Origin of the sequence: Priestia endophytica (genome assembly GCF_026790145.1) — a bacterium.
In the GTDB taxonomy this organism is placed as follows: domain Bacteria; phylum Bacillota; class Bacilli; order Bacillales; family Bacillaceae_H; genus Bacillus_I; species Bacillus_I endophytica_A.
Genome location: NZ_JALAMS010000064.1, coordinates 1 through 8741, shown reverse-complemented (window position 1 = coordinate 8741; position 8741 = coordinate 1). Strand labels below are relative to the sequence as shown.

The 8741-nt window shown below is 35.3% G+C and carries 9 protein-coding genes; 8 read left to right on the top strand and 1 reads right to left on the bottom strand.

The genetic code is table 11. The annotated features are described in order from the left end of the window. The first annotated feature begins 94 nt into the window (after positions 1-94). The 3 genes from arsD (at position 95) to MOC86_RS26185 (ending at position 1722) form a co-directional block, all read left to right on the top strand. Positions 95-463, top strand: coding sequence for an arsenite efflux transporter metallochaperone ArsD (gene arsD / locus MOC86_RS26195; RefSeq protein ID WP_268586832.1), 369 nt, complete (start codon positions 95-97; stop codon positions 461-463). Positions 464-702: 239 nt separating this feature from the next. Further along, positions 703-1110, top strand: coding sequence for a hypothetical protein (locus tag MOC86_RS26190; protein WP_268586831.1), 408 nt, complete (start codon positions 703-705; stop codon positions 1108-1110). Positions 1111-1182: 72 nt separating this feature from the next. Further along, positions 1183-1722, top strand: a complete 540-nt coding sequence (locus MOC86_RS26185; protein WP_268586830.1) for a PepSY domain-containing protein — start codon at positions 1183-1185, stop codon at positions 1720-1722. Between the two features lie 457 nt (positions 1723-2179). Here the strand turns inward: MOC86_RS26185 and MOC86_RS26180 are convergent, their stop codons facing one another. Beyond that, a complete protein-coding gene (locus MOC86_RS26180) occupies positions 2180-2797 on the bottom strand; it encodes a TetR/AcrR family transcriptional regulator (protein WP_268586829.1) in 618 nt (205 codons plus the stop codon). 361 nt (positions 2798-3158) lie between these two features. Here MOC86_RS26180 and MOC86_RS26175 point away from each other — a divergent pair, with 361 nt between their 5' ends. The 5 genes from MOC86_RS26175 to MOC86_RS26155 all read left to right on the top strand — a co-directional run. Then, the gene (locus MOC86_RS26175) at positions 3159-4697 is read left to right on the top strand and encodes an NAD(P)/FAD-dependent oxidoreductase (RefSeq protein ID WP_268586828.1); all 1539 of its coding nucleotides are present in this window, start codon (positions 3159-3161) and stop codon (positions 4695-4697) included. 139 nt (positions 4698-4836) lie between these two features. Continuing rightward, the gene (locus MOC86_RS26170; RefSeq protein ID WP_268586827.1) at positions 4837-6012 is read left to right on the top strand and encodes a serine hydrolase domain-containing protein; all 1176 of its coding nucleotides are present in this window, start codon (positions 4837-4839) and stop codon (positions 6010-6012) included. Positions 6013-6687: 675 nt separating this feature from the next. Beyond that, the gene (locus tag MOC86_RS26165) at positions 6688-7248 is read left to right on the top strand and encodes a TetR/AcrR family transcriptional regulator (protein ID WP_268586834.1); all 561 of its coding nucleotides are present in this window, start codon (positions 6688-6690) and stop codon (positions 7246-7248) included. Between the two features lie 22 nt (positions 7249-7270). Further along, positions 7271-7435: a DUF2197 domain-containing protein gene (locus tag MOC86_RS26160; RefSeq protein WP_268586826.1), complete on the top strand. Its 165-nt coding sequence runs from the start codon at positions 7271-7273 to the stop codon at positions 7433-7435. 1225 nt (positions 7436-8660) lie between these two features. Next, positions 8661-8741 (top strand): N-acetylmuramoyl-L-alanine amidase (locus MOC86_RS26155; RefSeq protein ID WP_268586833.1); only part of this gene is annotated, 81 nt, incomplete at its 3' end.

Genomic DNA, 8741 nt, shown 5'->3' with positions numbered 1-8741 from the left:
TACTTGACAGGGGTAACTCCAAGGACCTCTCTCGGCTTTTACTTCACCTTTTATATATGCAATTTATTATATTTTGATAAAGGAGTGCTTGACGATGAAAAAAGTAGAGATATTTGATCCTGCCATGTGTTGTTCTACAGGGGTATGTGGTCCAAGTGTAGATCCTGAATTAACACGAGTTGCCTCTGCTATACACTCACTAAACAAAAAAGGATTTCAAATTAACCGATATAATTTAGCGAACGATACAGAAGCCTTTACGAAAAATAAGGTAGTCACTCAAATCCTTCATGAAAAGGGACCTGACGCGTTACCTCTTGTTCTTGTAAATGAAAAGATTGTAAGAATAGGAAGCTATCCAACCAATGAAGAGTTAGCTGAATGGTTTAATGTTAATCCTGAAGAATTAAAAGGTGAGAAACCGCGTATGCCTATCCAATTAAATATTAACAATCCAAAATAGGGAGGCAAAAAAGATGTTCCAACCTTTTCAACCCGAAAAAATTGTTCAAAAACCTATATCTCTAATGTTTCTCGTATTAACCTTAGAGGTCAGGAGAATCAAAATCCAAAAATAACAAGCCTTTTATTACAAAACAACATCGAGAAAATAATTAGGTATAACCTCTCACGAAAAAATATGTATGATATGTTAAAATTTTTAGAAATATCAAAAAGAGAGGTCCTTATGAAAAAAATAAAATGTTGATCATGTTATTGATTGTTGCGTTGTTCGTCCCTTCTCCTGTATTTGCAAATAATGCTCCCCAACATGGTAGTGGTGACTGGGATTATCAGGGGAAAGATGTATTTACAAAACAGAGTGCCAATTTTAAATCAGGTGGAGGCGATTTTAAAATTTGCCTTAGCGAGAATAGTAAAGAGGGTGCATATCGATTGATGGAAGAAGATTCGTTTAATCCAGATGACTGGGTACCAGCTGACCTTTATGGTGGTTATTCTGAACCTTTCTTTCCAGAAAATTTCGATTCAAGTGGCTGTTTAGTTTACAAAGATATTGGTGAATATGTCGATGGCAACGATAATCAAGCCGAGTTTTATCTTATTAAATGGACGGGTGGAAATTCAACTGTCTATACTTATGACTAATAAGAAAAGGAAGTTATTACCAAAAGGTCCCATATCAGCATTTAAAATAGGTATTAAAAGAGGTTATCATCTATGAACTTAATGATAGTGTTATTAACAGGCTATTTGGTTGTAAATGGTCTAAGTGCTAGTATTTATACGAAGACAGTTCACAAACCTACAACAATACAAGCATATGTAACATCACAAGCAATTGGTGAAGACAAGGCAGAAGAAATTGCGTTAGACGAATTAAACGGCGGTCTAGTAACGACTAATCATGTAGAAGAAAATGATGATGGTTCTAAAGAATATGAAGTTAATATTGTAAAGTCAGCCGGAACATTTGAGGTGGACATTAACGCGTCAACAGGTAAATTGTTAGAAATTAGTCAAAACATTGAAGGTAAGAGCGATCTCGATGATGAACTTCAAAACGTTTCACCAAAAATTTCTTTAAAGGAGGCAAAACAAATAGCATTAGATAGAGTAAGAGGGACTATAACGGAAATCAATCTAGATAATTTTAATGATCTCTTAGTCTATGATATCGAAATAAGTACAAATTATCATAGTGAAGCAGAAGTTACTGTGGATGCAATTAATGGAAAAGTATTAAAAGTTGAAAAATGAATCAGTTTATTATTTTCTCCTTCACTCTATCAATCAATCTAATCTAGCTGTCCGTAAAAGTATATCTATGTGAAAAGAAAAAGCACAAATCCATTATCAATCAACGGGTTTGTGCTTTTTTTACTTCCGCGAACATGTTTTATGTCAACTAAAGAATTGTTGATGAAATCAGCTATGATTTCAACCTTTTCTCTAACGGAGATTTAGGTGATTTATTAAGTTGAAAACTCCCTGATATATAATTCGTTTGTAGTACAAAAATCAAATAAAATTCCTCTATTGGATATAACTTAATTCATATATTTATAATTTTGTTGAATGATCAGCACCCTCCAAAATAAACGTTAAAAACTTTTTATTTTCACTAGAAATTAAATCCACACTTTTTGACAGTATCCCAATAATAAAGGGACAATATCTGTTTTTTCTTAGATAATATCTTTTTTCCTTGATGGATTTACTTCTTTAATCCAGCTGCGAAAAACGGTCCATTAACTGCTATTGTTGATAAGATATGAGCCATTTCTTGTGGAGTTTCTTTTCTACCACTATTCAACCATTGCTGAACAACTCCTATATGAGCAGTTGCCATATAAGAAGCTAAATATTGACCTGGAACGAGTAAATTGCCCTCATTAATAAGAGAATTTTTGTCATTTTCAAATAGTGTTTTCCACATGAAATCTTTAAGCTTTATTTGGAAAGATAAATCTCCTTTTGGACTTAACACAGCTTTCATAAAACCACTATTTTCATTTAGAAATTCGAAAATGGAAACAGCAAGTGTAAAGGGTGCTGTTGATGAAGGATTTGTTCCAAGTTCAGCAATAACATCCGGGAATTTCTGTTTTGCAATGCTAGACATTTCTTGCATGATTTCCTCTTGGCATTTCGCCATTAAATCGAATTTATCTTGATAGTGCGTATAAAAAGTGCCTCTATTTATGTTTGCTGTATTTGTAATATCTTTTACCGTAATTGCTTCAAAACCTTTTTCTTCAATTAATTCCACTAATGCATTCTTTATTGCATTTTTTGTACGAATGACCCGCAAATCCATATTACTATCTCGCAAATTATTTTCCTCCTTAATTTTATCCAACACATTTAGAAAGTGTGTCTTATAACGGACACATTTACGATTTTTGATTATTGAATAAGAGTTAAGCTAAACGTATAATTCAAAATATAAATAAACAACACGATGTTTATTATAACCTAAGTTTTCTGATTGTAAAGCTCTCGACAAGACTTATTGCGATGAATGTCAGAGCTTAGGATTGAATCTATAGTTGACGGGCAGAATATGCGCCTAGCAGCTTGAAGTCATTAAAAAACATAAAAAAATATCCAGTCCTTAGCGTACACATTTCCTGAAATGGTTTAGTGGTTCTTTATTGCACAAAAGCACTTTTATGAAAAAGGAGAATTTTAAGATGAACAATCCATTACAATATCAACACAAAAAAGAAGAAAAAGCACTTGTGATTGGTGCTGGTATTGCAGGTTTACTTACCGCACGCGTACTTTCCAGTTATTTTGAGGAAGTCATCGTTGTAGAAAAAGATGAGCTCCCTCAAAAACCATCTTCTCGTCCAGGTACACCCCAGGATTTTCATCCTCATCGTGTACTACCACGTGGGGACATCATTATGAATCGTTTCTTCCCTGGATATATCAATGATTTATTAACTCAGGGTGCCCATAACATCAAAAATGACAAAATCAGCCGATTTTCTCCTCATGGGACACTTGAACTGGTTATAGAACAAAAAGGTGCAGCGAGCAGTCGAGCTTTATTAGAATGGACAATCCGCCAACGTGTACAAGAGATTCCAAATGTACGTTTTCTTTCTAAACAAGAAGTAATAGGTCTTCAGACATCGGCTGATCAAAGTCAAGTGACAGGTGTTCATATAAAAGAACGAAGTGAACAAAAACAAGAACGAACAGTGGCTGCTGATTTAGTAGTGGATACAAGTGGACGTTCTTCCAAACTGATTAAATGGCTTGAATTTATGGGACTTGACATGCCAGAATCCGAACGTTTAAAGGTGCGTTTTGGATATAGCACGAGACATTATCGAGTGCCTCCACATATCAAAGAGAAGTGGAGCGCTACTTCAGAAGGAGATCCTGCAAAAAACATTGGGGCTGTAGGGGTGTTGCATATCGAAGAGAACATAGCGCAAACGTTGCTATTTAGTGCAGGAGGGACACATTATCCGCCTACAGATCCGGAAGACTATGAAAAAGAACTGGATGCATTAGCGCCCCCTACAATTAAGCAGTTTATCAAAAAGCTAGAACCGTTGGGTTCTCCGCGAGGTTTTCGGGCTCAAGAATCAACGCGTCAACACTTTGAACAAATGGAAAATTGGCCATCTGGATTATTAGTATTAGGCGATGCGTTTTGTAACTTTGATCCCATTTATGGGCAAGGGATGACCGTAGCCGCCATTGAAGCTGAAATGTTAGACACTTGTTTGAAAGAACATTCTTCCCACCAACCTGGCTTCGAACGCGACGTACTGCAACGTATGCAACAGGCCATTGAACCCGCATGGTGGTTGAGTTCGATTGCGGATTTACGTTGGGAAGGGGTTGAACATGTAGGAGCTGTTCCATTAAAAGGTGTGACGTTTGCACAGAAATATTTTGATCTATACCTCAAACAGGCCACGAAACGGGCGAAGGAGGATAATGATTTTTCTATGTACCAACAATATATAGGGATGAATGGATTAGTTCATTCACCTCGTAAAATCATCAACCCCCATATGCTAAGCTTGTTAATCACTGGAGATGAATCTCTAGAAGAGAAACAACTTTTAGCCGAACTAGGAGAAGTAGATGAGACACAGGTGCAAGAAAGATTAGATGAGCTCACTCCTTCCTTTACGTTAGCCTTTAATGAAGAGGTACCGGACCTGTTCTCTTCCGGATCAAATTCTAATCGTCGGACAGGAGTGTGAAAAAATTAAATTTTATTCTGTTCATTTCAAGTAGATTTCACACAAAAATTACAAAGCAGAACCATACTAAAGGATTGGATATTTTAAAAAGATTTAATTCACCGTTTAATCATCTAGTTCAGAAAGGGAGAAAACAAATATGAAAACAGTTGAAATCGTGTCACCTGAAAGTGTAGGAATGAATTCTAAAGGACTTGAAAATGTAACTAAAAATATTCAAAAAGATATTGATGCTGGTATAACGAATGGTGCTGTTGTATTAGCAGCTAGGAAAGGGGAAATTTGTTACCTAGAGGCGATGGGTACGACAGATATTGAAACAAATCGACCTGCTAAAGTAGACGATGTATTTTTTCTAATGTCATTAAGTAAATCACTAACTGCTGTTACGGTATTAAAAGCAATTGATCAAGGGAAATTTAGACTTGATACAAGAGTTTCTGAAATTTTCCCAGAATTCGGAGCAAACGGTAAGGAAAACGTAACGGTTTTCCATCTATTAACTCACCAAGTGAATCTTATGAATAATTTTCACCCGGTACCTGGAGTAGATGGATTACAAGGCCTAACTGATTTGGAAGCTGTAGCGAAAGCAGCAGCAGCAGTAGCCCCAATTAGTAAAATAGGTGAAGGTTTCACATATAATCCGATTTTAACTTATAGCGTACTAGGGTATTTACTTGTATTAACAGATGAGAAAAAGAGAAGTTTTTCTCAAATTGTCAAAGATGAAATCTTTACACCACTAGGAATGACAGATACTAGTTTTGGACGAGATAAGTCAGACCCACGAATTGTTCCTATGGTTTTCTGTTATGGACCACAAAAAAATAAAAAAGAAGCTGTATTCTTAAATGGATGGAATAAAGGAGAAATACCAGGTGGAAATGCTTACAGTACAGCTTATGACGTGTTTAAATTTGCCGAAATGTTACGTTTAGGTGGTTCATATAATGGTGCAAGGATTCTTTCGCCGGCAATGGTTAAATTTGCGATGAATAATTATACAGGCAATAAACCGAATGTTTCGTTTACGTCCGACTTCTATAGACTAGGAATTGAACTCGATCATATCCCTGGAAACTACTCACTCGCTGGGGGTTATATTAGAGGCGAAGGATATCATGCTTCACCGGTTGGAATGTTTGCTTCTCCTCATTCATTTGCTGGCATGGGTGGAGGAAGTACGATTATGATGTTTGATCCAGAAAAAGAACTAACGGTTGTTTATTTAGGACACGGTCATACACTAGGATTAGAACATTTTCAAAGAATGCAAAAAATTAATGATTTAATTATTGGTTGTGTGGATTGACAAAATCTTGGAATTAATGAAACTAAGTACACTACTTATTAGTGGTGTACTTTTGGTTTATAAGACCTCTTAACCGTACTCCTTCTCCACTAATGGGCAACTAATGTAAAGATAATGTATGATATAAACTGGAATATAATAATCACATGTATTATGAACAAAGAAAAAACCATTAGATGATGATTTTAAGAATGGTGAGAGTAACATGAAATTTGAGAAACCTTTTTAATAATTATAAATTGCTATAAGATGACAAGACCATTATCAGGTTTGTAAAACGGTCTTTTAATTTAATAACCGTCCGTAAAAGTATACTTAAGGAAAAAGAAAAAGCATAGACTCATTATTAATCAACGATTCTGTGCTTTTTTACTTCCTTGAACATATTTTATAAAAAATATTCAGAACATATTGAATGAGAGCGTATTTATTCCATTAAAGAACTGATCAGAAGAGAAGAATTAGCGATATAACTACAATACATTGTGAAGTTTTCACTTAAACGGGCAGGATAGTTGTGTAAAGGGGTTTAAAAACCATTTAGATAATCTTCACCTAAATGTTTTTTTTGTTTGAATTTTTTGCACACCTTAACTTAAATAAGAACATGAGTAAAAAAACAAACCAACTAACCAAAAACAATTGTCATTCATCGAAAAAGCCCGTAGAGCTCAAATTGTGGAATGTGCGATTGAAACAATCGCAGAAGTAGGTTACGCTCAAGCCTCTTTAGGACAAATTGCAAAACGTGCAAAAATCAGTAAGGGGGTTATTTCTTATCACTTTACAAATAAAGAGGAATTATTGGAGCAAGTAGCTTTCGAATACTATATGGCTTGGCAATCCTATATTGCTCCACGAATAGAAGCTCAAAAATCTCCTAAAGAAATGCTTCGGGTATATATTGAATCCAATCTTACATTCGTAGATGAAAATCGGCAGCATGTTTTCGCTGTTATAGAAATGGTTTCTAATAAGAGAACTGATGATGGTAAACTTCGGTTTGCAGCAAACCATGATGAAACGATTTTACTTCCAATTGAAAATATTCTCACCCTAGGGATGCAAGAAGGAATTTTCCGAGAATTTACCGGACCATCGGCAAGGGTGATGGCGTTAACAATAAGAAATGCTATTGACGGGTTCACCATTGAATTAATGAGAAAGCCTCATTTAGATGTTCAGGAATATACTAGAGAACTGATTACAATCTTCGATAAATCAACTAAGAAATAATGTGTCACTTAGGAGGATAACAATGTTTTACTATGAGGTACTTTGTTATAGTTGTAAAAAAATATTCAGAGTATACGAAGGTTCACTAAAATATAAACAATTTAAGGAAAGAAAGAGTAGGATTTTTTGTTGCGAAGATTGTAGTCATAAAATACGCATTGAAGCAATCAAAAATTTCTTTAGATAGTTTTTGGGGGAGAGTCCAACTAATAGATTGTGAAATAATGTACTTCAACTTACGGGTGCGTTAGCATAACAAGCCAAATCAAAAAAATCGGTTCCTAAACGTTGTAAGGAACCGATTTTTCTATGTTGTAATTTGCTTAACGTTGTAAATCGTAAATCCGCATTTTCCTGACGATACCCCTTCTAGGACACAGGAGAAGCCGAGTAGTCTTGAATCTCAGCTTTCTTTCTTTTATTTGTGAAATTAAAATTCTCTTTCCTTTCTTTGTGAATTTGAAAAAAGGATTGATAAGAATATTTTTATTGAAAATATATACCGAAAACATCAGTACCTGCGAAATTACTCAAATGATTGAGCATATATGTGTGAGTTGACCAAGGATGAAATTTATTAAAAATGTAAAAAAGGAGGTGTTTCATGGTCATAAGAATGATCGGAAACCCCTCCTTGCTGATTCAGTTCGGTTCGTTTAATCTGCTTTTGGCTGCATTTTAATTAAACTTCTATCCCCGCGTTCCAAAGGTGCATTTCTCATAATGAAGTAGGAGAGAAACATGAATACTAGCGATATCCCGGCAAGGATATGAACAAACAAGAGATGTTCAGAAATGATAAACTCAATTAGTGGACTGAGGTCGACAAAAAAGACTGTAGCAAGTACCAAGATTAACAGTGTCGCACCGCCACTTAATGTTCTTACTGTGCCAAGATTAAAATAAATAGCTTGTATAATCATGGCTGAACCGAAGAGAATGAACATCCATAATAGATCTATCCAAAAATAAAGGAACGGATGAGAACTGTTAACGAGATTAGTATAGTATTAAGTATGCAGCGAAACGTTCTCCTAAACACCATTAGTTCAAGACACTCGATAAGGGATAAATTCAAATTTCGTGATGATAATTTCATGTTCCTCCCCATTTTGTGGAACTTCTCCTCTAGATAACCATAGTTCACTCTTAGGGTTTCCTGGCCTAAGATCGGAACATCTGATCCTCTGTAAATCCATTCACTTATGATGTATCCATCCGTTGGTGGTTTCATATACAAGTTATTTTTGTACTAGACCCTTATTGATTGTTCCAATATACTACCGGCAGGTACAAGTAATTCATTTAAGTAAAGGAGTTAACTGGAATTCGAGGGAGGTTATTAAAGATAAGCAGTCGAATTATAAAAACACATGAGTAAAACATAAGGGAAAAGGGATGGGGGATGCTTAATGAAACTTTATTTAGATCCAGGTCATGGCGGTTCTGATCCAGGGGCTGTGGGCAATGGTCTGAATGAAAAAGAGATTGTA